The 25,413-nt window shown below is 44.2% G+C and carries 20 protein-coding genes and 2 pseudogenes; 11 read left to right on the plus strand and 11 right to left on the minus strand.

Translation table 11 applies throughout. From position 1 onward, the window contains the following. The first annotated feature begins 50 nt into the window (after positions 1 to 50). Positions 51 to 980 carry an amidoligase family protein gene (locus tag DWY57_RS14325; RefSeq protein ID WP_004329590.1) on the plus strand — a complete coding sequence of 310 codons (930 nt, stop codon included), beginning with the start codon at positions 51 to 53 and terminating at the stop codon, positions 978 to 980. Beyond that, a complete protein-coding gene (locus tag DWY57_RS20950) occupies positions 977 to 1,210 on the plus strand; it encodes a hypothetical protein (RefSeq protein ID WP_004329589.1) in 234 nt (77 codons plus the stop codon). Before DWY57_RS14325 ends, DWY57_RS20950 begins: the two co-directional genes overlap by 4 nt. 863 nt (positions 1,211 to 2,073) lie before the next feature. Here the strand turns inward: DWY57_RS20950 and DWY57_RS14340 are convergent. Then, entirely contained in the window at positions 2,074 to 3,081 is a 1,008-nt protein-coding gene (locus DWY57_RS14340) for an IS110 family transposase (RefSeq protein ID WP_243634692.1), read from the minus strand. A 254-nt stretch (positions 3,082 to 3,335) separates the two neighbouring features. Then, positions 3,336 to 4,301, minus strand: a pseudogene (locus DWY57_RS14345) (IS110 family transposase). A gap of 261 nt (positions 4,302 to 4,562) precedes the next feature. Here DWY57_RS14345 and DWY57_RS14350 point away from each other — a divergent pair. Next, on the plus strand, positions 4,563 to 5,171 hold the full coding sequence (locus tag DWY57_RS14350) for a master DNA invertase Mpi family serine-type recombinase (protein WP_005680425.1): 609 nt from the start codon (positions 4,563 to 4,565) through the stop codon (positions 5,169 to 5,171). A 2-nt stretch (positions 5,172 to 5,173) separates the two neighbouring features. Next, positions 5,174 to 6,115 (plus strand): annotated as a pseudogene (locus DWY57_RS14355) (TaqI-like C-terminal specificity domain-containing protein); the annotation flags it as partial. On the opposite strand, the gene DWY57_RS14360 reads toward DWY57_RS14355, so the two are convergent. After that, on the minus strand, positions 6,112 to 9,888 hold the full coding sequence (locus tag DWY57_RS14360; RefSeq protein WP_119961960.1) for a TaqI-like C-terminal specificity domain-containing protein: 3,777 nt from the start codon (positions 9,886 to 9,888) through the stop codon (positions 6,112 to 6,114). The pseudogene DWY57_RS14355 and the gene DWY57_RS14360 overlap by 4 nt on opposite strands. Positions 9,889 to 10,549: 661 nt before the next feature. On the opposite strand from DWY57_RS14360, the gene DWY57_RS14375 reads away from it, so the two are divergent. Both DWY57_RS14375 and DWY57_RS14380 read left to right on the plus strand, forming a co-directional pair. Then, complete coding sequence (locus DWY57_RS14375; protein ID WP_032849094.1) at positions 10,550 to 10,753, plus strand: helix-turn-helix domain-containing protein; 204 nt, start codon at positions 10,550 to 10,552, stop codon at positions 10,751 to 10,753. A 12-nt stretch (positions 10,754 to 10,765) separates the two neighbouring features. Further along, the gene (locus tag DWY57_RS14380; protein WP_004311261.1) at positions 10,766 to 11,059 is read left to right on the plus strand and encodes a helix-turn-helix domain-containing protein; all 294 of its coding nucleotides are present in this window, start codon (positions 10,766 to 10,768) and stop codon (positions 11,057 to 11,059) included. A 64-nt stretch (positions 11,060 to 11,123) separates the two neighbouring features. Here DWY57_RS14380 and DWY57_RS14385 read toward each other — a convergent pair whose 3' ends face one another. Next, on the minus strand, positions 11,124 to 12,335 hold the full coding sequence (locus tag DWY57_RS14385; protein ID WP_004311260.1) for a site-specific integrase: 1,212 nt from the start codon (positions 12,333 to 12,335) through the stop codon (positions 11,124 to 11,126). A 19-nt stretch (positions 12,336 to 12,354) separates the two neighbouring features. Then, positions 12,355 to 13,584 (minus strand): site-specific integrase, encoded by a 1,230-nt coding sequence (locus DWY57_RS14390; protein ID WP_119961961.1) that lies wholly within the window; start codon positions 13,582 to 13,584, stop codon positions 12,355 to 12,357. Between the two features lie 206 nt (positions 13,585 to 13,790). On the opposite strand from DWY57_RS14390, the gene DWY57_RS14395 reads away from it, so the two are divergent. The 5 genes from DWY57_RS14395 to DWY57_RS14420 all read left to right on the plus strand — a co-directional run bounded on the left by DWY57_RS14395 (position 13,791) and on the right by DWY57_RS14420 (position 18,578). After that, on the plus strand, positions 13,791 to 14,039 hold the full coding sequence (locus DWY57_RS14395; protein WP_310591600.1) for a tyrosine-type recombinase/integrase: 249 nt from the start codon (positions 13,791 to 13,793) through the stop codon (positions 14,037 to 14,039). 342 nt (positions 14,040 to 14,381) lie between these two features. After that, positions 14,382 to 15,629, plus strand: coding sequence for a hypothetical protein (locus DWY57_RS14405; RefSeq protein WP_119961963.1), 1,248 nt, complete (start codon positions 14,382 to 14,384; stop codon positions 15,627 to 15,629). Positions 15,630 to 15,642: 13 nt separating this feature from the next. Beyond that, the gene (locus tag DWY57_RS14410) at positions 15,643 to 16,518 is read left to right on the plus strand and encodes a DUF3869 domain-containing protein (protein WP_005827864.1); all 876 of its coding nucleotides are present in this window, start codon (positions 15,643 to 15,645) and stop codon (positions 16,516 to 16,518) included. 40 nt (positions 16,519 to 16,558) lie between these two features. After that, a complete protein-coding gene (locus DWY57_RS14415; protein WP_005827866.1) occupies positions 16,559 to 17,698 on the plus strand; it encodes an OmpA family protein in 1,140 nt (379 codons plus the stop codon). A gap of 127 nt (positions 17,699 to 17,825) precedes the next feature. Continuing rightward, positions 17,826 to 18,578, plus strand: a complete 753-nt coding sequence (locus DWY57_RS14420; RefSeq protein ID WP_034523133.1) for a YjbH domain-containing protein — start codon at positions 17,826 to 17,828, stop codon at positions 18,576 to 18,578. Between the two features lie 74 nt (positions 18,579 to 18,652). Here DWY57_RS14420 and DWY57_RS14425 read toward each other — a convergent pair whose 3' ends face one another. The 6 genes from DWY57_RS14425 to DWY57_RS14450 are packed head-to-tail and all read right to left on the minus strand — an operon-like array spanning position 18,653 to position 25,407. Continuing rightward, positions 18,653 to 19,618, minus strand: coding sequence for a PCMD domain-containing protein (locus DWY57_RS14425; RefSeq protein ID WP_117600909.1), 966 nt, complete (start codon positions 19,616 to 19,618; stop codon positions 18,653 to 18,655). Between the two features lie 25 nt (positions 19,619 to 19,643). Further along, positions 19,644 to 20,750 carry a sulfotransferase gene (locus DWY57_RS14430; protein WP_057256401.1) on the minus strand — a complete coding sequence of 369 codons (1,107 nt, stop codon included), beginning with the start codon at positions 20,748 to 20,750 and terminating at the stop codon, positions 19,644 to 19,646. 55 nt (positions 20,751 to 20,805) lie between these two features. Beyond that, a complete protein-coding gene (gene cysN, locus DWY57_RS14435; RefSeq protein WP_117600910.1) occupies positions 20,806 to 22,269 on the minus strand; it encodes a sulfate adenylyltransferase subunit CysN in 1,464 nt (487 codons plus the stop codon). Between the two features lie 40 nt (positions 22,270 to 22,309). Further along, entirely contained in the window at positions 22,310 to 23,221 is a 912-nt protein-coding gene (cysD, locus tag DWY57_RS14440; RefSeq protein ID WP_005826557.1) for a sulfate adenylyltransferase subunit CysD, read from the minus strand. Positions 23,222 to 23,227: 6 nt separating this feature from the next. Further along, positions 23,228 to 23,833, minus strand: coding sequence for an adenylyl-sulfate kinase (gene cysC / locus DWY57_RS14445; RefSeq protein ID WP_117600911.1), 606 nt, complete (start codon positions 23,831 to 23,833; stop codon positions 23,228 to 23,230). Positions 23,834 to 23,853: 20 nt separating this feature from the next. After that, positions 23,854 to 25,407, minus strand: coding sequence for an SLC13 family permease (locus DWY57_RS14450; RefSeq protein ID WP_117600912.1), 1,554 nt, complete (start codon positions 25,405 to 25,407; stop codon positions 23,854 to 23,856). Positions 25,408 to 25,413 lie beyond the last annotated feature (6 nt).

The following is a 25,413-nucleotide window of genomic DNA, read 5'->3' on the forward strand; positions in this document are numbered from 1 at the left end:
CCTGTAAAAGCATTACCTTAGTAGTGTAATAATAAAGGAGGTAATAAATTATGAACGAGCAAATCAGAAGCATTTTAGCACAAGAAACGACAAAGACGAGCAAGATCCGGCAACTGTATCTTCTGGGTGTTCCCCGTGCGGAAATCGCACGAATGGTGACCAACGGAAACTACGGCTTTGTAGTGAACGCCCTGCGCCGTATGAGTGAATGTGAGTGCGGTCCGAACATCCAACCGTTGGCAGCCGCACCGGATTACACTTTCAACCGCAAGTTCGGTATCGAGATCGAGGCTTACAACTGTTCCCGCGAACGGCTCGCACGCGAGCTCAGGGAGTCCGGTATCGAGGTTGTGGTGGAAGGTTACAACCATACCACCCGTCCGCATTGGAAACTCGTGACAGACAGTAGTCTGAACGGGAATGACACCTTCGAGCTGGTCAGTCCGATCCTTGTCGGCGAAGCCGGGTTACGTGAACTGGAGAAGGTCTGCTGGGTGCTTGAGCTGTGTGATGTGAAGGTGAACGGGAGCTGCGGGCTTCACGTGCATATCGATGCCGCCGGTTTCAGCATGGAGACCTGGCGCAACCTGGCCCTGAGCTACAAACACCTGGAACCGGTCATCGACAGGTTCATGCCTGCATCCCGCAGGGACAACTACTATTGCCGTGGGCTGGGCCATGTCTCTGACGGGATGATACGTTCCGCCCGGACGGTGGACGAGCTGAAAGGAAGGATCGGTGACCGTTACCACAAGGTGAACCTTGAGGCCTACTCACGGCACAAGACGGTCGAGTTCCGGCAGCATTCGGGAACGACCAGCTTCACAAAAATGCGAAATTGGGTGCTGTTTCTCCACAAATTGGTTACCTTTGCCACAAGGGGACAGGTGCCTGCGGGCACCGCGCTCCAGGACATCCCCTTCCTGGATGGTGAACAGAAACTATATTATAAACTGAGAACTAAAAAATTATCGGCATGAACAGGCATATGTATATTTTGGCGGATGGCGGCAGGATTGCCGCCTCCGGCCCTTCCGAGTTTGTACGCCTCCTGCGTGAGGGCAGCTGGTTTGACAGCGGGTGCACCGATAAGGAGTACATGATGAATTTCTCCGGGCGGTACAGGGAACTGCACGGGGTGACGGTGAGGACCGACACGCCGGAGCATTTCATGGACGACCTGAAAAAGTACGGTTACATCAAGGGTTGAGAGGCCCGTTCCTTTATTGTTACGTTCCCTGCCGGTTCATTCATCTCCGGTGGGGATTTTTTTCTTTTTTCACGGTATCTGATCTCCGCCGTATCCTGTTTTCCGGAGGCTGGTTTCACGACCTCCTTCCTCAATCATTTTTTTCTCTTTTCATACTGCTATCAACGGATTGTCGTACTTTTACACACAATCCCGGCAATATCGGGAAGAATCCCGGGCTCTCGCCGGACTGCCATTTGTCATATCTTTTGCCGGCATTGACTATTTATGTCTATATATGACTATAACTGACAAGGTATTCCCTCATACATTTACTCTTTTTTTCTTTGCGGCGTAGGACGACAATCCGCCACCGGGAACGTCCGCCTGACCAAACACCCGGTTATCACATGGAATTAATGTATAAATCAGAAGTTATGGTTATGGACAGCATTGAAAGGAACCCCCAAATCCGTATCATATCGACGGGAAGAAGATGCCGGATATACGTTGCTGCTAAAGGTTCATATTTGAACCGCATTTCCGGGGACCGGAAAGAGGTGGCGCCCACAAGGACTTTTCATCACCGGTCGGAAAGTAAAAAGGCGATAACGGAGAAACGGTAAAAAATATATTGAACTCCTTCTTCAAACAGCTCCGGAGGGGGAGTCGGAAACCACGACACCCAGCCGGAAGTGCCTTTGGAAAGTATTTTGAACTGTATTTCAATAATTTGAGTTTCTGACAGGAAGCTATTTAAAATGGAAAGAAAAATGGACTATAATAAGAAAACTGAATATGGTTAACGATAATTAGTATATTTATGCAGTTGTCGTGCATGGAAAGCTCGTCGGGGCTGACTGCTCAGCCCCTATTCTTATGGATTACGCAAGCGAATTTTGATAATTTCTCGAAAAAAAAGCATCCGCCCTAATTACAGCGAACATAATCGTAACTAATTTCGCTCTAACTGCATTCAGAACCGACATCTTATTTTTTCCCTCTTCGACCTTTCTGTCACAATATTTCTTCAATGGACTATTTTTCACTTGTGAAACAGATAGTGCCGCCATATGTAGCAAATGCTTGATGCTTTTGTCAGCCCTATTAGATACTCTATTTTTAGAACGTTGGCTACTTCCTGACACATAGACGAACGGAACAACTCCTGCATGACAGCAAAACTTCCTGGGATCAGTAAAAGAAGTGAAAGCATCTGTTTCCATGATCATCTTCAGTGCAACACGTTCCCCAACTCCATCCACAGACATGAGTAAATCCATTTGATGAGCAATGACAGGTGCTTGATTTATAAGTTCTTTTATTTCAAGGTCTATTTGTGCTATGTAATCCGTAAATGTATTGATAATCCCTTCAACTCTATTGCATTTAGCAATATATATTGAGTGTTCCATATAGTCTACCTGATCTTTTAGCTGGGATTGATATTTAGCCCTATCTGCAACAAGCATACTGCGTTCTGTTGATAAGTTTTTGAGTTTTTGTATTATAAGCTCTGATGCGGTATACGGTTGTAGGCAATCATTATATCTTTCTGCATACATTGCTATTCGGCAGGCATCTATTTTATCATTTTTGCCACGAGGTATTCCATGACAATATTTTATTTTAGCTGCATCTTCCAAACATAAGTAGACTCCTATACTTTTTGTTGCACAGACCAAAGGATAGGTATATTGCCCTGTATGTTCCGCACAGACAACCAAACTGTCCTCAGAGAGGAAAAATTTCTCAAACGTTCTTGTTAACCAAGATTTAATAGAGGATAGATCATTAGGAATAACATCATAAAGGATGTCCTTACCGTTACTCCTTAAACATAAATCCAATTTTTTCTTACTCACATCAACTCCTAAATAAAAAACTTTCATACTTTTGTTTTTGAACATTAAACAAAAAAGAAAGGACCTGAACTTGACCTAATAATCTTAAACAGGTTTACTGAAATTCTTATATGGGTTTGAGTTCAAGGAAGGAGCAAAAGGACCGAATAGGGACTTAGACTTGACTTCTATTGCCGCTGATGGTTTTCCTTTTGCTTTCCTTTCAATATCAATTCAAAGATAAATATTTTGATGCTGCAAATCTAAGGTTGCCGCATGGCGTTCCCTCCGCAGATGAGTATTTACGGTTTCTCGGACTTGAACCCATCGACATACGGTTTTCCTTGCGTGACCACAGCGAAGGCTTGCCTTATAAGTTTGTTGGCGACAGCAACGACCGCCACCTTGCCTGGCTTGCCGTTAGACCGCAAACGGTCGAAACAAGCCTTGCACTCGGCATTACACCTGAGTGACGAGAAAGCCGCCACATAGAGCTGGCTTCTGAGGTTTGAATCCCCGTTCTGGTTGATGTGACCTTTGACATTGACTGACGTACCGAACTGTTGGTAAATAGGTGACAGGCCCAGATAACGGGTCAGTTGCTTGGCATTATCAAAATAGGTGAACCCGCCTGTGGCCACGATAAGCGCGGCTGCCAGTGTAACACCGATGCCTTTGATGGAGGTGAGCAAGTCCATCTGTTTCCTGTACTCGCCTTACGCCAAGGAAGTGATATTCTCTTCCATTGCCTTGATTTGCTTCTCGAGGAAAGCAATCGTCTTTTCGATGGTTTTCTTGCATTCAGGGTCAAAAGAAGAAAGAACTCCATCGAGCCTTTAAGGTTGCGTGTTGCCACAAGTTGCTTCTTTAGCTGGCGTAGTACCGTTCGTTTCTGCTTCAGTACGAGGATTGAGTCACTGCGGAGCTTATAAGGATCCGGCTGCATCCTCTCCCCGTACAGGGCTATCAGACGGGCATCTATCTCGTCCGTCTTGGTGACGAAGAGCATGGCACGGGCGAAGTTCTTTATCTTCAGCGGATTCTCAAGGCTGACGGTTATCCCTGCTTCGGAAAGCAGATAGACGAGCAACGCACTGTAATTGCCTGTGGCTTCTAATACTCAATGGTGCTCTGCTACTGAAATGGTTTGGATGAACTCATGGACACCCTTAACCGTGGTTCTTGAATGTTTTTGTCCTGCCGGTCTTGGCGGACGAATAAGCGACAACAAAGGTCGCCTTGCTGACATCGATTCCAACGTAGGTCATAGTCTGAAACTTTAATTAAACAACATCACTACATCGTGAGCCATCATTACGAATGCGGGGGCTCAAAAGCCCATTGAACTATCCGGTTTCTGATGTAAGAGTGTGGGGGCTAAACATTTTTCACGGTCTTTACGACTAATGGAAATTGAAAGTTCATTAAAAACGAAATGGCAAAGAATTAAATGTAAAATCAACGCTCTCTTAGGTTTCTATAGAAAAACTATCCATATTATATATCTATAAACATTTATAATTAGACATATGATATACGGATACATTAGAGTAAGCAGTGATAAGCAGACAGTAGAAAACCAACGTTTTGAAATCAAGAATTTCTGCGACAATCAAAACATAAAAATTGATGGTTGGATAGAGGAAACCATTAGTGGAACAAAAGCCTATAACAAACGTGAACTCGGAAAATTGCTCAATAAGGTACAGAAAGATGATTTGATTATCTGCGCTGAATTGTCCAGATTGGGTCGTAATCTCTTTATGATAATGGAAATTCTGAATATTTGCATGAGCAAGGAATGTAGGGTTTGGACTATCAAAGACAACTATAAGTTAGGAGAGGACATTCAAAGTAAAGTGTTGGCTTTTGCTTTTGGACTGTCAGCAGAGATTGAACGTAACCTTATTAGCCAACGAACAAAAGAAGCCTTAGCACGAAAGAAAATAGAAGGGGTAATATTAGGACGTCCTAAAGGGAAAAAAAGTGCTCCAGAGAAGTACAAACTCCACGATAAGAGGATTCTCATACAAGAACTATTGAAAGCTGAAGTTTCACAACGCAAAATCGCTAAAATTTGTAAAGTGGATAGAAATACGCTCGCTCGATTTATTAAGACTTTTATGGTAGAAGCATAAGGAGCGATTTCGTGCAGCAACAAGGCGTGAAGTGTAACTTTGCAGATTCTATCCCATGGGTGATATTGTCTCCCATTGAACAGAGCATCAAGCAGAAGATTGAGTCTGTGGGAATACCCTTGAAGGATTGGAACATCCAAATCAACTATGGGATAAAAACTGGTTTCAATGATGCTTTTATCATTTCTACCGAAAAGCGTGATGAGATACTAGCGAATTGTCAAACAGAAGATGAACGTGTTCGGACGGCTGAACTTATACGACCGATTTTGCGTGGCAGAGATATAAAGAGGTATGGATATGACTGGGCAGGGCAATGGCTAATATATATCCCTTGGCATTTCCCATACCAATTTGATGAATCTATAACTGGTGCTTCTGAAAAGGCAGAAAAAGCGTTTAAAGAACAATATCCTGCTGTATATAACCATATGTTGGAATATAAAGAACCACTTTCTAAACGAAACAAAGCAGAGACAGGAATTCGATATGAGTGGTATGCTATGCAACGTTGGGGGGCCAAGTATTGGGAGGATTTTTCTAAGCCAAAAATCATATGGGGAGAAATATCTGATAAATCAAAATTTGCTTTCGACTTTTTGGGAGAATATATACCAGAAGCAACTTCTTTTTACATGAAAGGCGAGTGTATTGAATACCTTTTGTCTGCTTTAAATTCGTCCGTGTCTGAATGGTTGTTTTCTAAAGTAGGGACAACTACAGGAGTAGGGACTATTAGATGGAAAAAGTATACCATAGAACAGCTTATTGTTGCTAAGCTATCTACTGAACAACTAAATACTCATCTTGCTGCTTTCAATGATTTGAAAGTAGGCAAGATGAGCATTACGGATTTTGAATGTTTTAGCAATAAGTTGATGTATGATGTTTATAAACTTACCTCAGATGAAATTCAATATATTGAAAACCAGCAAATTGTCTAAATAGACTTTCGGAGTGAAGAAACAAATGAATGTAGAAAATTAGTTTCTTCACTCGTGAATCCATATATCATTGAAACCAAACCCTCTATTTTAGAGTCAATAAATGGTAGATTGATATTTTTATTTATTATACTGTTTGCAAGTTCTGCTAATTCAATGAGTTCTATTTTATTGGCATCATAAAAAGGTATAGGGAAAGTCGCTATATTTTGACCTCCAACTTGAACATCTCCAACGCCAGTTTTATTCATATTAGTCACATAGCTATACCATGTTATAGCTTGTGAATTCAATACTGCCAACAGATAATCCAAATGATCGCCTGTCATAATATAACAGGCATTGTTCATTACATAATTGTTGGCATCATATGCAAAAGCCATTTGGTTTCCGATTATTTTCCATACAATTTTTGGCTTAGAAAAATCCTCCATATAAGCACAGTTACGAAGGTTATATGGCGTATCTCCTTTGTCTGTTCTTTTCGATATTTTATCCCAATATAAATCTAAATGAGCTTTTATGGCAGGATAATCTTCGATTTTGATGCGAGGTAATTTACCTTTTATACCATTATGAATGTTGATAATCCATAATTCAGCCCATTTATACCCGTATCTCCTAATATCTCTGCCACGCAAAATCGGTCGTATAAGTTCAGCCGTCCGAACACGCTCGCCTTCTGTCTGGCAATTCGCCAATATCTCATCACGCTTTTCGGTAGATATGATAAACGCATCGTTATACCCGGTAAGGACTCCACGATAAATGTTTATATCCCAATCTTTGAGTGGTGTACCAATAGATTCAATCTTACGCCTGATACTTTGTTCAATGGGAGACAATATCACCCACGGGATAGAATCTGCAAAGTTACACTTCACGCCTTGTTGCTGCACGAAATCGCTCAAATTATTCAAGCCATTCGAATCTTGTACCAAACAAGCTTGTGTGTTAAAAATATTTGCTGCTTTTTGAGATAAAAGAATATTTGCTTCTACCGTTATTGCATCGAATATTTTTATACCTGCAAAATCTACCAACATAATAGGATTGGTCTTGCTTGCGAAATAACCTCGCAAGGCTTCACCATACCCCGCACGCATCCATTTATTAGACGTGATATAGCAAAGAAAACCATTGGGAGTAAGCAGGTTCATACCCAACTCATAGAAGAGGCAGTAAATATCACCAGTGCGTGCATAAGTTATGTAACCCATGCATTCTAATACATCGGCACTCTTACCCATAGATTGTAACTGAATGTAAGGTGGATTGCCAATGATACAGTCAAATCCCAAGAAGTTGCCTTCGGCATCGAGTACTTCTGGAAACTCTATACGCCATTCGAATGCACCAAGATAAATTTTGTTGGAGCGTATTTCCTCAAATATATTTTCTAAAGTCGCAATTTCTTTCTTTAAATCGGCAATGCGCTTGTCCGACGCTTTCTTTTCCTTTTTTGTCGGTTCAAACAGTTGAGGCGCTTGTAAGTTTGCCAACTCAGAGCGGCGTTTGTTCAATCTAACCAATCGTGCATCCCGGCGGTTGATCTCTGTTTTCAGTTTCGACTTGATTTCTGTTATAAACGTTTCCAAATCCTGCTTTTCGCTTTTACTTTGGGCATTTTTATATTTAGCTACAGCCTCCTTATATTGGCTGATGCTGATACTAGACTCTCGCAGTACGGTCTGAATACTGTCTGTCAAAGCGAATCGGTGAAGCAAAGAATTTCCACATTTGATGTTAATGTCGATATTTGGTAAGGTTTCTAAATAAGTGTAATTACTTTCAGCCGTATAGTAAGCATTCTTCAACAATTCAATCCACAGTCGTAGGCGGCAAATCTTCACAGAGTTGGGGTTAATATCAACGCCAAATAAACAGTTCTCAATGATTTGACGCTTCTCCTTGAAAAGAGTTTCCTGCATGCGGCGACTTTCCGCATTGAGTGGGTTGTAAGCAAATAAATTACCTTCGGTATCGGTAACAATTAGCTCGTCATTTTCAATGGCAAGTTGATAGTCCGCTTTGCGGATACGCTTACCGGTAGCATCTACCAAAATACCTAATTCGTATTTCAAGAGTATCAGTTCATTGAGAGCAGACACAAGAAAGTGACCCGAACCAACAGCTGGATCACACAGTCGCAAACTGTTAATTAGTTCATTAGCTTCGACTATATTGTCAATATGGTTGTATAGTTCTATACGGGTGGTACAATTCCAGCCATAATAACCATTAAACTTTTGCAACACGGTCTTGGTGATTGCTTCACGGCACATGAACATAGTGATAAAGCCTGGAGTGAATACTGAACCATCCTTGTGACCATTTATTTTCTCGAATATAAGCCCTAAAACAGAAGCATTGATGAGTGTTTTAGCCTCTTCTTGCACTTCTTCACTGCCTTCGCTCGCAAAGTTATAAGCGTCGAGAAAAGCAAACAAATATTGCAGGGTGGGTAATGCGTTGACTTGTAGATTGCGTTTTTTATTTCGTAATACGCTACTCGCCAAGACAGGAAGTACCGTACGTTGTGAAAGGCTGTTTATCTTAATTGTTTTACTTTCCAAATCTGTCACCTCGAAAAGAGAACTGTTAAGATAGGGAACGTAAGCAAAATCACGCATAATGGAGTGTGTGCGGCTGCCCATGTCACGTGCAAGCACTTGGAAAAAGAGTGTGTTGAGATCATCATAGTCATGAATCTTAGTTATTGAAAGAAATTTATAGATTGCATCTCCATTGTGGTATTTCAACATCTGAGCCTCCAACAGTTTCAAGAAAAGGATACGATTCATCCAAGTAATACACAATTCCATTGCAACATTGAATAACCGTTCCTCATAATCATTCCCATACAAACTACCATTTATGTGACGCAAACAATCTTCTGCATCCAGTTGGTTAATAGTATTCTCTAGTAATGAAGCCTCGTCACGCCGTTCCACAGCTTTGCGTACAATCACGGTTTTATTATTCTCTTTGCGTTCCTCAATACCAATAATGTGTAGCAGCTCAGTGTAGAATCCACGGTTGAGCGAATTGCTGTCATTTTGGAACGATAGCTTCAAAAGATGTGTATCGCTGAATATCTTATAAAGTTCGATAAGTTTGCGTGAAGCGCTACCGTCTGTTCTATCAAGCAGGTGTTGATAGTCTTGTAAGTTGAAGTAAGTGTATTCAAGGCTATCTTTCACCTCCTCAATATAGGTTGTTGCAATTTCAGTATAGAAGAAATCGGTTTTGTTACTGGTTTTGCGTCCATCCACAAAGTCTTGAAACTCACGACGTAATTGTTTGTTCTGATAGAATTTGCGTTCAAACTCATGGGCATCAAAAATAAAGAATTCATGAATATTAGTAGCGATGAGATATTTAATATCATTGTTCTTCTTATTGACACGTTCTTTAAGATAGTATAGCAATAATTCCTGCAAAGCCTTACGATTAAGATTGTCATTAGAAATCATCTCACCTTTGTTGGTGGTACTCTTTACTTCAATCAATAACCCTATATTGGACTTGATAGTTTTATCCAATCGGATAGCCAAATCAATATCTTCTTCGGGAGCCATGTAGTATGGCTTGTAGAACGTTTCACTCAGAAAATTACGTAAATGTTCTTTTTGCGTGTGTTCTCTTTGCCCATCCACAATATTGTCTCTCAATGTGCGAAGGGCATTTTTGAATAAGTCAAAATCTGTTGTTTCAATCGCAACCTGTCTATATGCTTTGTTCAAAACTTGATTCGGTTTGAGTAGTCCCATAATGTTTGGTAAATGAGTTAATAAAATACAAAGGTAGTCTAAAAACTTGATAATAAAGAATGAACGTATTGGTTTAACGAAAGTTTGTTCTACTGCCAGCCATTATCAACAAACAATAGCAGCAGTAGATTTGACATGATTCTACTTATTATATTGTAATAGCCAGCCAAAGTAATCTTTTCACATCCGGATCTATCACAGGTTGGATAAGTTGTTAACCTGAAGGTAACCGACCTGATGGTATAGGAACAGGAAGAAGTCTGTAATCATGGCATTTACCCGGATAGAGAAGCCACATTTTTTATTGCCGGACTTCCGGCATTGCCTCATCCATGTGTGAAAAGGAGTTTTTTCTTTCACCACAACGTTCCTTTCACATACCCAAAGGGGGTAGTGGATCCAGACCTGCTTCGGCTTTCTTTTTCCTTCCCATATGACAAAAACCGACTATCCATGACTATTCCTGCCAGTGTGCCGGTCGTGCTTGCCTCTCATGGTTTCTTCCCTTATATTCGCACTGATATTTAAACGAGTTGAAAATATGGAAATATGCTACATCGAGGCCGGTGTCCTTGAGAGGATGCTGGCGCGCGCCGAGAACCTGTCCGCACGTGTGGACAGATTGTATGAGAGAAACCGCTGTAAGGAACCCGGAGAGTGACTGGACGGCCAGGATGTCTGCCTGCGCCTTGACATCTCGCCGCGTACCCTGCAGACTCTCCGCGATACCGGACGGCTGGCGTTCACCCGCCTCCAGCGCAAGTTCTATTACAAGCCCGGGGATGTGGAGAAGTTGATGGTCTACGTCGGCATCAGACGCAAGGAGAAGGAGGTGAGAGAAAGAAGGAAGAACGGAAACCTTTAAAGAGCGGAAGAGATGGAAGGCATTATCGACAAGGAGAACGAACGTGTCCGCAGGTTCTTTGCCCTGCTGGACGACATGGAGAAAAAAGTGGAACGTCTTGCCCGTGACAACCGTCCTCCCTTCAACGGGGAACGGTTCCTGACCGACAGGGAGCTTTCCGGGATGTTGAAGATCAGCCGCAGGTGCCTGCAGGATTACAGGGACCAAGGACGGATTCCCTATATCCAGCTTGGCGGGAAGATCCTGTACAGGCAGTCGGACATCGAGAGGCTGCTGGAGGAGAACTATCACCCTGCATTGGTATAATATCGTATTTAAGTTTAAGGATTGTCGCCGGAATTGCATTTACGATTCCGGCGGCAGTTTTTATTTAGCCTGCGGCTTCCTTGCCGGCCGCGGGCTTTCTTCTTTCCATCAGCCGGTTCATGTCCGAGGATATCTTCCGGTCGGTGACCTGGGCGTAGACCTGCGTGCTGTCGATGTTCGTGTGGCCCATCATCCTGGCGATGCTCTCTATCGGAATACCTGCGGTCAGTGTCAGGGTCCCGAACGAATGCCGGGCCATGTGGTAGGACAGGTTCTCTTTCATGCCTAATGCCACGCCCATTCCATGTACCTCATACCAGAGGACGTCGCGGACCGGCAGCGGGAATACCGGCCTGTCGTCATCCGTGGTGTTGTAAAGCTCCAGTATCTGTCCGGCTATGGGATGCAGCGGGATGAACGCCTCCACGTCCGTTTTGGCGCGGCGGATGCGGATATACCTTCTTCCTTCCGAAGTCGTTCCGATGTGACGGGGATGGAGAGCCCTCGTATCCGCGTAGGCCAGACCGGTCAGCGAGGAGAAGATGAACGTCCTGCGTGCCAGCTCCATCATCGGGTCGGGCAGCGGGGTTTCCATCATCCGCTTCAGTTCACTGCGGCTGATATGCCTTAGTTTAGGTGTTTCTTTCCTCTCGTATGCCACGTCCTCTATCGGATTGGCTCTTAGTATTTCCCGGTCCACGGCGATGTAGATGAGCCGGTTGAGCCAGCACAGGCAGTGGTTCACGTGTCCGTTCCTGTGTCCCAGCTCCTTCTTGAGAAAGACCTTGAACGATTCGGCGAACTCCTCGGTGATGTCCGAAAAGGCGATGTCCTTCATCCCGCGGGATTCGATGAACTGCCTGAGGTTGAGCTGGGTGGTCTTCGACTGGCGGTAGGTGGAAGTGGAGTTGATCTCCTTGGAGCGGACCCTGAGCCGTTCGCGTTCCACCTCTCCGGCCTGCAGGAGGTATTCCGGTACGGAATTGGCGCCTGACACGGTGGTCTTGAGCAGTTCGGCCGTGACCACTCCCTGGTTCCTCAGCAGGTTCCCGTACGCCTCTTCCAACCGGCTGCGGAAGGCGGCAAGGCGGTTGTTCTCCCTGGCTGTTTTGATTTCACACTTCTTGCTGTCCCAGTCCCCGGGTTTGCAATAGACGCCTGTCGTGACTGCCGATTTCTTTCCGTCGATGCTGATCCGGCAGAGGACGGCGGTCGTGCCGTCCGATTTCACCTTGTTACGGTTGATGTAGAATAAGAGCTTGAATGTACTGCGCATGATAATGATTGTTTAGGGATTAAAGGATAAGTTTCAAATCGCGGGTTGCCTCGACGAACCTGTCCATGTCCTCGAACAGCTTCTTCGGGGTTACGCGCGCGTATATCTGGGTGGTCTTTATGTTGGAGTGTCCCAGCATTTTGCAGATGGTCTCTATCGGCACTCCCTCCTCGAGCGTGACCAGCGAGGCGAAAGAATGCCGTCCCATGTGGTAGACAAGGTCCTGGCTCAGCCCTGCCATCAGGCGCAGGGATTTCATATTGGCCCTGAGCGTGTGGTAGTCCTGCGGCGGGAAAAGAGTCTCGCGGGTATCGTCCCGGTATTTCTCAATCAACGCGACGGCTTCCGGAAGCAGCTTGACACGTCCGAGGTAGTCGGTTTTCTTTCGCTGGTATTTCAGCCAGAGGCTGCCCTCGTCATCCCGGAAGAGGTTCTTCCGGGTGATGCTTACCGCATCGGCATAGGCGGTGCCGGTGTAACAGGCGAAGAGGAAGAGGTCCCGGGTGATGACATGTGACCTGCGTTTTTCCGGTATCTCCAGATCACGCAGCTTCTCGAAATTCTCACGGCTGAGTGCTTTCGGTGTTGTCTCCTTCTGCTTGGGCAGCTTGAAGTGGCAGAAATGGTATTTCTCCGAGTGGCCCTCCTTGTAGGCGATGCGGCAGATCTTTTTCAAGATGGCCAGGTAGCCGCGAAGCGTGTCCACGGCATATCCCTTTTCCAGAAGGATGAAATCCTGATATTCGCGGATGAACTGCTCGTTGAGCTGCCCGAAGACAAGGTCCGGAACCTTGAATTTCGCCTTGATGAATTCGGAAAGCGTGCGGTAGGTGAAGAGGTAGGTCGAGAGTGTGGTGGGCGCACGGTCCACACCGACACGGGCCTTCATTTCCCCGTTATGCCGGTCGAGAAGTTTGAGCAGGGTCATCTGCATGCCCGCATTGCCCTGGAACATGTCCCTGACCGCGGCGGCATCGAAATCCCTTTTTCTTTCCATGAGGGAATTGAAGGCCGAGTGTACGGCAAGCAGCAGTCTTTCTATTTTTTCATTGGTCTCCACCGCTTCCCGGCTCTTGCCGTTCAGCCGGCTCTCACGCGCGTTCCACAGCCCGGGGGTGCAGGAGAGCTTGCAGCTGAACTGCGCCATCGTGCGGTTGAGGGTGATCCGTCCCATGATCGGGGCTTTGCCGGTCTTGTCCGGCTCGCTCTTTTTCAGGTAGAGCAGCACCTTGAATTTTTCCACTTTCATAACGCTCTTTTTTAGGTTGTAAAAATACTCCTTTGAAAAGCGTCCTTTGGCATGCAAAACATTGAGAAACAGTGAATACAAATCCGCTTTGTTCTTATCGGTAAAAATTCGGTTACCTGCCGTCGTTTCCGAAACAGGCGGCTAACAGTCTGGTAACTGAAACGTCGCAATATTTTGTTTTCTTTTGCAGGTCTGTCTGTTCTGCAATTCTCGCAAAATGCTTAATTATAAACGTTTTACGTTTAATTATCGTCATTCTGTTTTTTATTGCATTTCTAAATATTACTTACACAGCGCGCCACACACATGCAACAATGATGCTGACACTGGGAGTAGATTTATATACGGTCTCCAAACTATTGGGACATACCAATATACAAACAACACAAATTTATGCAAAGCTTGTAGATGAAAGTAAAAAGAAAGCTATTGATTTAATTCCTAATATATCATAGGGGTTGGTTAAATGCGAAGTGCAATTTGTCATTCTCTTTAATTCTTGCAGATATTTCTTCTATTTATCCTTTTTCAGAGAAAAGTGAATTAGCAAAAACATCTGAAAAATGACTATTTGGCACAAAAAACAACATTCTGTATAGTAATTATGCACAGCTATATTAAGGATTTTAAGATAGCTAATATACTTCAAATAAACATTCTGAGTATTTGTTGGGGGCTTTTGAAGAAAAAACAACATTATTTCATTTTTTCATATAAAAATCTTTGGTATTATTAAAAATGTGTCTATTTTTGCAGCATATTTTGTGTTATACGAACACAAAAAATGGTTGAAAAAGATGAGGTATAAAAACTCTAACATAAGAAAGTGCCTAAATACTAAAACAATAGCACAGTGTGCAGCGTTCTTTTTATACTGTTTGCTCCCTTTAAAAGGGATTTGCCAAACGGGGGAAAGTACTGTAGATGCTTTAGTGGAAATGGGATTTGAAAATGTTGGATGGACAGAAGATGGCAATGAACGTGTGTATGTTCTGCAGAACTCTGCATATCGTTTGCAAGGCGTAGGCATAGGCAAAGCGGTGGATGTTATTCAAAAGATGGGTTTACCGGAAGAAAAGTCATGCCGGATAATAGTTCTGGACAATAATGTACCTCAGATTTCTCTTTATTATCATCCCATAAAGGGGGATTCGGTGCTCCAAGCAGAACGTGATGACTGGAATGTAAGCTATGAATTGGGTGATACTTGGAAAAATGCACGGAAAATAAAGTTGAAAAATAGTTCTTTGTTCAAGATTGATGTATTGGTATATCCTCAATTTGCTTTCAAGAATCTGGTGATTACACAGATTTACCAGGTCTTGTTTGATTTGAGTCCTGCGATAGAAGTTTCGTTATGGAAAGGTATGAAATTAACGGCACAGTTGAAAATACCGGTTTATAATGATGGGTATGGAAGGTTTGAAGATAAAGTTCATCCAGGACATATTACAATTTCACAGCGTTTTAGATTACCGTATAATGTGTTTGGTAAAGTGACTGTGGGATGTTTTAGTGCTGACCAATATGGAGTGGACGCCGAATTTTATCGCCCTTTTAAGGATGAACGCTTTTCCTTAATGGCTCGGATTGGGTATACAGGAATGGGATATTGGAGCGGATTTCGCTATGTATATGATCCTTCGACAGCACTTGTAACTTGGTCTTTGGGCGGTAGCTTTTATTGGCCGCAATTTAACACTCAGTTTAATCTGAAAGCAGAACAGTATTTATTGAAGGAGAAAGGTGTTAAATTTGAAATGATTCGCCATTTTCGCTATTGTTCGATTGGTTTCTATGCAATGAAAGCAGAACATGCAAAGATGAATGGAGGCTTCCGATTTCAAGTGGCATTACCTCCTTATAAATATAAAAGGAAAGGATATATACCTCGTGTGAATACCTCTGCTAATATGGGCATTGTTTATAATGCAGGTAATGAAAGGTACTATTATAGACAGTATAAAGCGGAAGTTAGTGACAATATAATGGAAGAAAATAGTTTTAACCCATATTTTATTAAGTCAGAATTGTTAAATTTTTAATTAATTAATTGAGATGAAAAAGATTAAATTCTTAAACGGCATAAGTGCAGTATTTGCGTTAGCCGTAGTAGCTTTAGCTACAACTTTAACTTCTTGTGAGAAGGAAGAGTTCAACGTTAATGTAACTCCTACTAATGCACAAGCTGTTATTAGTCCGATTGTGCTTGCTATAGAGGATGGTGTTACTACAGATGTAACTGGCCAAGCCACTATCGCACCTGCAGAGTTGACATTTACTGGTAATCCTACTCTGGCTGCTAAGAGTGTTGATGTTACAGCTTCTTATAATGGTTTGAGTGCAACTGTTACAGTTAAGGTTCCTGCTTTGCAAGCTGGGCAATTTGCTACTCTGACTCCGACTATCATTCTTCAGGAAGAAGATGCTGAGACTAAGATTGTAGCAGAATCTACAAAACTTGAACCAGTAACGGATCCTAAAGTTAAGACTTGGGATAACTACGAGCTTTATTGGTTTGACATTCCATCATTCCCTTATGTAGTAAAAGAAGGTGCAAAAGTAGGTGCAAAGAAAATCAATACAACTGATCTTATTGAACGCGCAGCTATTGAATCTTTCTTTAACACGCTTGAGAATACATATGAGGAAACGACAGTAACAACACCGGAGAATAAGTATAAAGTTTATGCTAACTCTAGAACAACTGCATCTATTACTTATACTGTTGTAACAACTGAATATAAAGTAGTGAAGAAGGCTGTAACAAAAGCTGAAACAGAGCCTTTAGCTTCTATTGAAGTAGATGATTATACAACTTCTACACTGTTTGTTCTTGAAAATCAAGATATTCCTGGTCACGGTCATAGCCACGGTCATGGTCATGGTCATGGTGAAGGCAATGCCGGTGGTGGTGTTGGTGAACTTGATTAATAGAAGTTTTAGTTGTAATTTATCTTAAACTCAAGAGAAAATGAAAAGTAAATTAATGATAGCCTCCTTACTATTGGCAGGCGCTTGTGCAGCAAATCTGAATGCACAGGAAAAAACGAACTACTACACTCCGAAATGGAGCGATAATATTTTTGTCAGTGTAGGTGGTGGTATCCACGCCATCAACAATGACGGTTTCAATAAGATTGCTCCGCATTTCAGCGTGTCAGTTGGTAAGCTGATTACTCCGACTTGGGGGGTACGTGCTCAGGTAAACGGTATTACTCAGCATCTGTGTTTGGATGATGCATACTGGGAACACAACAAGACTTATGTAGGTGGTAACATTGATGCAATGATCAATCTTTCTACATTGTTTGCCGGTGCTAATCCTAACCGTTTCTTCGAAGTTTACGGTTTCTTGGGACCTCAAATTTCTGTAGCAAAATCTCAAAATGTGGATGTTACAATTAGTGCTGATGGTACTTCGCAGTCTATGGCTCCTGCCGGTGAAGCAGAAATGCGTGCACGTATCGGCGCTTCTGCCGGTTTGGGCTTGAAGTTCAATATCAACACCAAGTGGGCCATTGACGTAGAAGCTCGCGGTGCCATCGCTCCGTCCATTTTCGGTAATATCAGCAGCCATCGCAAGGCTGAAGGTACAGGTATGCTGACCGCAGGTGTTAGCTACATCTTCGGCGGTAAGAAGTTTATTCCGGTTTCTAAGATTGACGAAGACGCAGTCAATGCGGAAATCAACAGATATAGAAGTGAACTGGCTCAGGCTCAGGCTGACCTAGCTAACTGCAAGAATGCACTGGCCAACGCTAAACCTGAAGTTAAGGAAGTGACCAAGGAAGTTGAAGTTGCCGGTCCGCGTGCCATCTTCTTCAAGATTGGCAGCGCCCGTCTGGATGACTATGGCAAGGTTAACATCGAACTGGCTGCCAAGATTCTGAAGGCTAATCCGGACAAGAAGTACAAAGTTGCAGGTTATGCAGACAAGGCTACCGGTAGCGCTTCTTGGAACCAGAAGCTGTCCGAAAAGCGTGCCCAGGTTGTTTACGACGCTTTGATTGCTCAGGGTGTTGACAAGGACCAGCTTGAACTCGTAGGATTCGGTGGTACTGAAAACATGTTCGGCAAGAACTTCCTGAACCGCGTAGTTATCCTGGAATAATACACTCCAAGTGACAAATAGACTCTAAAAATGAAGGCGTCTGGGACTCAGACGCCTTTTTTTGGTACTATGTCCGATGCACGTTATAAAGCAACCCATTTTTTATCAGCGACTGAATTTATATGTGATGATGAAGTTTAAGCTATTCTTTATCGTTCTGTTTTGCAGCCTTTCCCTTTCGGCCTTTTCCCAGTTGACGTATGGTACAACCGGGCTGTTGCATGCGCCCTCTGCTGAGATGCAGCGCGACAAGACTTTCATGGTCGGCGGCAACTTCCTGAACAAGGAGCTCACACCGCCCACCTGGTACTATCATACCTACAACTATTTCCTGAACGTCACCATCTTCCCCTTTCTGGAAGTGGCCTACACGTGTACGCTCTTCAAGGCGGAGGCGTTGGGATTGAAGCCATACGGGTATAGCGGGTTCACGAACCAGGACCGCTACTTTTCCGCCCGTCTACGTGTGTTGAAGGAGGGGCAGTTCTGGAAATACATGCCGGCTGTCGTGCTGGGGACGTCCGACCCGTTCACTTCCTCCGGCGGCGGCCAGGTAGGCACCACGGAAGGTAACGGCTATTACAGCCGTTTCTATATTGCCGCCTCCAAGCATATACCCGTTGTGGGTAAGGAGGAGATCGGTGTCCATCTTTCCTACCTTTACAACAACCGCAAGGAGTACAAACTGAATGGCTTTGCACTGGGTGTCACCTACAATCCCTCCTTCCATCCGCAGTTGAGGGTGATAGCGGAGTACGACTCCAAGGACTTTGCTTTGGGAGCCACTTATCTGCTGTTCAAGCATCTGCATGTGCAGGTCGAAATGCAGAGGATGAAATATTTCACGGGAGGGCTGACATACAAAATTCATTTGAAATAAGAAGTAAGTCAAAGTCTCGTTGACTCCATAAAAAAAGCAGCTAAAGTATGACATCAACTTTAACTGCTTTTATTCTAATAGACCAATTTTACATTGTCAATCCATAGCGAATTGCCAGGAGAACCTATATAAGCACCACCATGACTAGAGGTGAATTGCAACAGCAAATGAGTGGGCACATCGTCCTTCGTCCCCCAGGCAACCTCCTTAATAGGCACACTCTCTCCTTTACTGTTAACTGCATAGCGTTCTTCAACCTGAAGACGCATCATGTGGGCCTTGTATGCAGGGTCGCCGGTGATATCACCGTACATGATGGAATAAGTGGCATTATTATGCCAATCGGTAGTAGTATAATATCGTACGACCATCGTTCCTACACGCTTGGCATAGATATTCCCCTTCTCATCTTCCCAACGCTTTTGCAGAAACAGATTCACTTCCGGGAAGTCCTTTCCCTCAACATCTGTGATACGGCTAAAGCCCGTTGCACGGATACGCTTCTCGCGGTCGGACATCTTTACTTTATAATCAAACTGTATGGCGATAGGTTTCTTTGTAAACGGTATGCCGGAATTCAGCATTTTCTGCGGATTCTTGGTCCCCTTGATAGGTTCGTGCACCTCACCCAGAAACATGGAGCCGGCAGCCAGCACCGTGATATCCACTATTCCAAAAACCTTCACACTCTCCATACGGGTGTCCATACGGGCACAGAAACCATCCCCTCGCTTTTCCGGGAAAACAGAAGTATTGGTTTTCGTGATACCGGCTACCCGGGCCATCACATTGGATGTCGCCCACGGCGAACCTCCCATATTCTTGTATGCCTTGGTCTCGGTGACAGTAGCAGTAGGCCCGATAGCATATACATTCTTCGTGGTACCGCCAATAATACCGGATTCCTTGATTTGGCGGTCAATCCATTGATCCATATTTCCGAAAGGAATCATCTCTACCTCGTGCTGCTGTGCAGAAACTGCTCCGCAACAGAGCATGGCAGACAGCATTCCCAATATACGAACTTTCTTTTGAATCATTTCTCTCATTAATAATTGACAATCATTATAAATCGTACTTCCACTGTTCCAGCGCAAAATTCCAGTTATCCTGAACCAACTGCACTGTACGCTCATCATACTTGTATTTATTCTTCTTATATCCTTTCTTTCCGCCTACATACTTTTCAATATCGGCACGTGCCTCTGCAAAGCCCGGAATGGACAAAGCCTTGTAGATATGTTCAGTCATTCCCATTGCATCCGCTTCGAAGTCTTCAAACTTCACCTCTATCAAGTTTCCTTCAGGAATACATGTCTTGTCCGCTTCGTACTTATGATACAGTTTGGCATAAATGGACAAAATATTCTTTTCAAGCTCCTCATTACTGATATCCTGCAACTTCAACGGCTGAATGGTATTAGTAAAGAAACTACGTGTACTTTCGAAAACAGTATAAGGATTACGCATCAGATAGATAAACTTAGCATTGGGGAACATCTTGACAAGCTCTTTCACACGTCCCGTATGAGGCGGATTCTTACTAAGAAACTGAGTTCCCTTCGTATTCCAAAGAGAGATTTTTATCAATTTGACGAAAGTCTCCTCAAACACTTTCAGTTCTTTCTCTGTAATATCATCAAACAGCAGATATTTATCGGCATACTCTTGCTGATATTCGGGCAGGAACCAGAAATTATAATAGGTGTAGGGCATCATATTTGCCAAAGCAAACTCCTCTTCTTGCGGAAGGTCGACGGCAAGCTCCATATTGTCCGTGGGGCGTTTGTCCGGCATCAGCCAGCTCATGTTCTTCTTAAAGAAAGGCTGCCCCCACATCATGAGATGCGGAAATACAGTCTGGTATGTCGTGTTGTAGCCGAAATGCTTGTCGCAGGAGAAAACATTATGCACAAACGTAGTCCCGCTACGCCAATGTCCCAAAATGAATACCGGATCATGCTCCAGGGGCTTATCTGCCAGGAGCTTTTCATAACGTCTGTCCTGCAGAGGAGCCAAAGTGGACAGCAGGCGGCAGACAGCTTTTGTCAGCCGATACTTGCCTTTGTAGGCAGCACCGATGTCACGACCGCCCGTTATATCCTTGAATGTTTTCCAATCTGCGCCTACCAATGTGTTTATAGGAAGCTTGTTGAATTCTAATAGTCCCATTATAGTCTATATATTAATATATTACAGTTTCTCTCCCACTCTATCAAAAAGCTGTTTATTCTTTTTCCACAACCACTGCAATGCCTTGGCGCTCCAACTCCTTCACAGCCTTTTCTATGGCTTCGTAATGTTCGGGAGCTATACCCAGCTTAGACAAATTCAGTATAGGCAGGTCTTCGGACAAGTGCATCTCCTTATCCTCCACCCTATCGATAATCATACCTACAGCACTGGTATTGTTGGTTATCGGGTCTATCAGGATGAACGAACCGGTAGCCTTATTCTGCCGATAAGGGTCAAAGAAAAGCTCTTTGGCAGTGGTCAGCACCACGCGCGCAATCTGATTGAGCTGCATCGGCAATGTTTCCTTGCTCAACTTTCCGTTGTCAATGGAAAGATGCTCCATCGTATTGACATCCACTTTATACTTGATGCTGTCGATGCGGGTGCGGCTTATATTGGTGGTCTGTTTGATGAAGAATGATTTGTTGATATCCATCGGCTCTTCATCCATCCAAACCAGCATCGTTTCAAAATTGCGGTCCATGACGGGCAGGTTATCCGGATGTACCAGCATTTCCCCTCTCGACACATCTATTTCGTCCTCCAAAGTCAAGGTGACGGACTGGGGCGGAAAGGCGTAATCCAATTCACCGTCGTATGTAACTATACTCTTGATATGCGACTTCTTACCGGAAGGCAATGCCATCACTTCATCTCCCTTACGAACAATACCCGAAGCCACCTTGCCGCAAAAACCACGGAAATCAAGATTGGGGCGCAAGACGTATTGAACCGGGAAACGAAAATCCTTCAAATTATGATCGTTGTCAATATGTACCGTCTCCAGGAAGTCAAGAAGTGAAATACCCTCATACCAAGGAGTACGTTCCGATTTCTCCACTACATTGTCCCCGTCCAAAGCTGACAGCGGAATGCAGTTTACGTCAGGAATACCCAATGGAGCTATAAACTTCCGATATTCATCGACTATCTCATTAAAACGTTCTTCGGAGAAATCCACCAGGTCCATCTTATTGACAGCAAGCACCACATGCTTGATGCCAAGCAACGACACCAGGAAAGTATGCCGGCGCGTCTGCGTAATGACACCCATACGTGCATCCACCAGAATAATTGCCAGGTTAGCCGTAGAGCCTCCGGTAATCATGTTACGTGTGTACTGCTCGTGTCCCGGAGTGTCGGCAATGATAAACTTACGGTTGTTGGTCGAGAAGTAGCGGTATGCCACGTCGATGGTGATGCCTTGTTCGCGCTCTGCCTTCAAGCCGTCCAGCAAAAGGGCGTAGTCAATGTGGTCGCCGGCATTTCCCATGCGCTTGCTGTCGCGTTCCAGTGCGTCCAGCTGATCCTCATATAGTTTCTTGCTGTCGAACAACAGACGGCCTATCAATGTGGATTTTCCGTCATCCACAGAACCGGCAGTCAGTAAGCGCAATAAGTCTTTCTGCTCATCCTTATCAAGAAAAGCCTTTATATCAAGTGTAGAATCGTTCATCCTTAATGATTTAATTTTTAATTCTTAATTTTTAATTCCTTTAGAAGTATCCCTCGCGCTTCTTCTGCTCCATGCTTGCGTCTTGGTCGAAGTCAATGACACGGGTCGTCCGTTCACTCTTGGTGGTGGTCATCATTTCCTCGACAATCTTCTCGATGGTATCGGCATCGCTTTCCACAGCACCGGTCAACGGCCAGCAACCCAGCGTACGGAAACGCACCATACGCATCTTTATCTGGTCGCGGTACTGTTCAGGCAAGCGGTCGTCATCCGCCATTATCAGATTTCCGTCAATCTCCACACAAGGACGTTCCTTGGCAAAATACAACGGCACAATAGGAATATTTTCCAAACGTATATATTGCCAGATGTCCAGCTCCGTCCAATTACTTAACGGAAATACTCGGATACTCTCTCCTTTATGTACCCGGGCATTATAAATATCCCACAATTCGGGACGCTGGTTTTTGGGGTCCCATTGATGGAACTTGTCACGGAAGGAGAAAATACGCTCTTTGGCGCGTGACTTCTCCTCGTCGCGGCGAGCGCCACCGAATGCCGCATCAAACTTATACTTATCCAATGCGTGGAGCAAAGCCTGCGTTTTCATCAGGTCCGTATGCACCTTGCTGCCATGCGTAAAAGGTCCGACACCTGCATTGAAAGCTTCCATATTGCTTTCCACTATCAGGTTCCAACCATACTTCTTGGCATACTCGTCACGGAACTGTATCATCTCCTTAAACTTCCACTTGGAATCGATGTGCATCAACGGGAACGGCACTTTGCCGGGAGCAAACGCCTTTTCGGCCAAGCGCACCATAACCGAAGAATCCTTGCCGATACTATACAGCATCACCGGATTCTCAAACTCCGCTGCCACTTCACGGATAATATGAATGGACTCTGCTTCGAGTTCCTTCAAATGGCTCAATTTATATTCTTCTTTCATTATATCTTATTTCTTCTGAATTCTTGGTAAAATGAGTTCCAACAATTTATTGACCGATTCTTCCAGGCTGAGAACAGAGGTGTCCAACGTCAGAGCCGGATGAGCCGGTTCCTCAAAAGGAGCGGAAATGCCCGTAAAATTTTTAATTTCTCCCTTACGTGCCTTGGCATAAAGCCCCTTCACGTCACGGCGCTCACACTCTTCAAGCGGGGTGCTGACATAAACTTCCAGAAAATCGTCTTGTCCGATAATATCAGCTGCCATTTCACGAATATCGTTATTAGGACTGATAAAAGCCGCGATTGTTATAACCCCCGTATCAAGAAAGAGTTTGGAAACTTCGGCTATACGCCGGATATTCTCCACACGGTCGGCCTCCGTAAAGCCGAGGTTACTGTTGATGCCACTGCGGATGTTGTCACCATCCAGGATACGGCAAAGCAATCCCCTTTTATGAAGTTCGCGCTCCAAGGCAATGGCTATCGTACTTTTGCCGGAGCCGCTCAAGCCGGTAAACCAAATCATCACGCCGTGCTGCTTCAACAAGTCTTCTTTGTCCTTCCGCATCAGCATTCTGTCGAATATCGGATATATGTGGTTGTTTTCTTCCATATGTTATTATTTCTTCTTTTTTAAAATGGCCAAATTAAAGGAATCAAGAAAATGGATATCAGGAAAGTAATGATATTCAAAGGTAACCCGATGCGTACAAAATCCGTGAACTTATAGTTACCGATACCTTGTACAATCAAATTAGTCTGATACCCTATAGGAGTAGAGAAACTGGCGGAAGCCGCCATACAAATTACAACGAAGAAAGGCATCGGGCTGACTCCCATCTGTGAAGAGATGGAAAGTGCCAATGGAAAAGCGAGTGCCGCAGCCGCATTATTCGTAATCAGTTCCGTAAACAGGTTCGTTATGATAAACATAGCAGCCAGTAACACGTGGGGGCCATAATGATGGCTCATCCCTATAATGAAATGCGCCACAGCGTCTGCCACTCCGGAATTCACCATCGCCTTGCTGATAGCAAAAGCACAAGCAATCGTTATCAGAATATCCCAAGATATATATTTGGTATACTTGCGGGCCGGGAATATCTTTGTCCAGGCCATAATGATAGTAGTAATGGAAACGAAGAAAAACATATCCAGCTTGATTTCCGGGAAAGCTTCCTTGACAGCCGGAAGTTCACCGACCGTTGCCCCCACTATCATCAATATCAGCAAAGCCAAGGCAAACCAGCGCTTTCCCTTTCCGGGCACCGGCTCCGTATCCTTGCCATTGGCCAGCAACACGAACACCGAAGATTCCCCCCAGGTCTTTATAAAAGAGTCATCAGCCATCACCACCAGCGTGTCTCCTTCGCGGAGATATTCATTTTCCAGATTTCCGGCAATGCTCTGACCGCTACGCTTAATCTCCTTCACTTCGGCCCCATAATGCCGCTTGAAGTTAAAATCACCAAGTTTCTTGTTGATACCGGGAAAACGGGCGCCGAGTACAGCCTCCACCCGATGCAAATCTCCATGCTCCTCCGGCTCCTCATCCAGCTTTACCGCATCCGTACGAACATCCGGCAAAAGCCTTGAGGAGAAAGCGAACAGATAAAGGATACCCGCAATCGCGACGAAAATTCCTACTTTGCCCAACTCGAACATAGTGAAACCTTCATATCCGGCTTCCAATATCATGCCATGCACCACCAGATTGGTTGATGTGCCTATTAATGTACAGATACCACCAAGTATTGTAACGTATGAAAGAGGTATAAGAAACTTGGTAGCAGGCAATTTTACCGATTCAGCCCAACGCTTGATAATGGGAGCAAAGATAACAACCACCGGAGTATTGTTTAGAAAAGCTGAAATGAAGGCAATGGTGGGCAACATGCGGAACTGCGCTTTAAAGACTGTAGTCTTACCCTGCGGAAGCAGCTTCTTGATTATTTGCCCCAAAGCACCCGACTGCCTGATGCCTTCACTGACAAGAAACAGCATGGCAACAGTCATCATCCCCTTATTACTGAACCCTTCCAACATCTCCTTAGGAGTAAGGATGCCTGCACACAAGAACAATACTACGACAGAAAAGAGCACCATGCCCGGACGCATTTTATCCAGAACCAAGGCAATCACCATACCCAACAATGCCAATAGTACAAACAATATCTCAAATGTCATACAGTC

The sequence above is a fragment of the Bacteroides sp. AF25-5LB genome (genome assembly GCF_003602965.1).
GTDB classification, from domain to species: Bacteria; Bacteroidota; Bacteroidia; order Bacteroidales; family Bacteroidaceae; genus Bacteroides; species Bacteroides uniformis.

Bases quoted from the DNA above. Each gene is read 5' to 3' on its own strand.
- cysN (WP_117600910.1), bottom strand. From the start codon at position 22,269: ATGAACGATTCTACACTTGATATAAAGGCTTTTCTTGATAAGGATGAG.
- DWY57_RS14410 (WP_005827864.1), top strand. From the start codon at position 15,643: ATGAAAAAGATTAAATTCTTAAACGGCATAAGTGCAGTATTTGCGTTA.
- DWY57_RS14360 (WP_119961960.1), bottom strand. From the start codon at position 9,888: ATGGGACTACTCAAACCGAATCAAGTTTTGAACAAAGCATATAGACAG.
- DWY57_RS14350 (WP_005680425.1), top strand. From the start codon at position 4,563: ATGATATACGGATACATTAGAGTAAGCAGTGATAAGCAGACAGTAGAA.
- cysD (WP_005826557.1), bottom strand. From the start codon at position 23,221: ATGAAAGAAGAATATAAATTGAGCCATTTGAAGGAACTCGAAGCAGAG.
- DWY57_RS14430 (WP_057256401.1), bottom strand. From the start codon at position 20,750: ATGGGACTATTAGAATTCAACAAGCTTCCTATAAACACATTGGTAGGC.
- DWY57_RS14405 (WP_119961963.1), top strand. From the start codon at position 14,382: ATGAGGTATAAAAACTCTAACATAAGAAAGTGCCTAAATACTAAAACA.
- DWY57_RS14450 (WP_117600912.1), bottom strand. From the start codon at position 25,407: ATGACATTTGAGATATTGTTTGTACTATTGGCATTGTTGGGTATGGTG.
- DWY57_RS14390 (WP_119961961.1), bottom strand. From the start codon at position 13,584: ATGAAAGTGGAAAAATTCAAGGTGCTGCTCTACCTGAAAAAGAGCGAG.
- cysC (WP_117600911.1), bottom strand. From the start codon at position 23,833: ATGGAAGAAAACAACCACATATATCCGATATTCGACAGAATGCTGATG.
- DWY57_RS14325 (WP_004329590.1), top strand. From the start codon at position 51: ATGAACGAGCAAATCAGAAGCATTTTAGCACAAGAAACGACAAAGACG.
- DWY57_RS14380 (WP_004311261.1), top strand. From the start codon at position 10,766: ATGGAAGGCATTATCGACAAGGAGAACGAACGTGTCCGCAGGTTCTTT.
- DWY57_RS14425 (WP_117600909.1), bottom strand. From the start codon at position 19,618: ATGATTCAAAAGAAAGTTCGTATATTGGGAATGCTGTCTGCCATGCTC.
- DWY57_RS20950 (WP_004329589.1), top strand. From the start codon at position 977: ATGAACAGGCATATGTATATTTTGGCGGATGGCGGCAGGATTGCCGCC.
- DWY57_RS14385 (WP_004311260.1), bottom strand. From the start codon at position 12,335: ATGCGCAGTACATTCAAGCTCTTATTCTACATCAACCGTAACAAGGTG.
- DWY57_RS14415 (WP_005827866.1), top strand. From the start codon at position 16,559: ATGAAAAGTAAATTAATGATAGCCTCCTTACTATTGGCAGGCGCTTGT.
- DWY57_RS14340 (WP_243634692.1), bottom strand. From the start codon at position 3,081: ATGAAAGTTTTTTATTTAGGAGTTGATGTGAGTAAGAAAAAATTGGAT.
- DWY57_RS14420 (WP_034523133.1), top strand. From the start codon at position 17,826: ATGATGAAGTTTAAGCTATTCTTTATCGTTCTGTTTTGCAGCCTTTCC.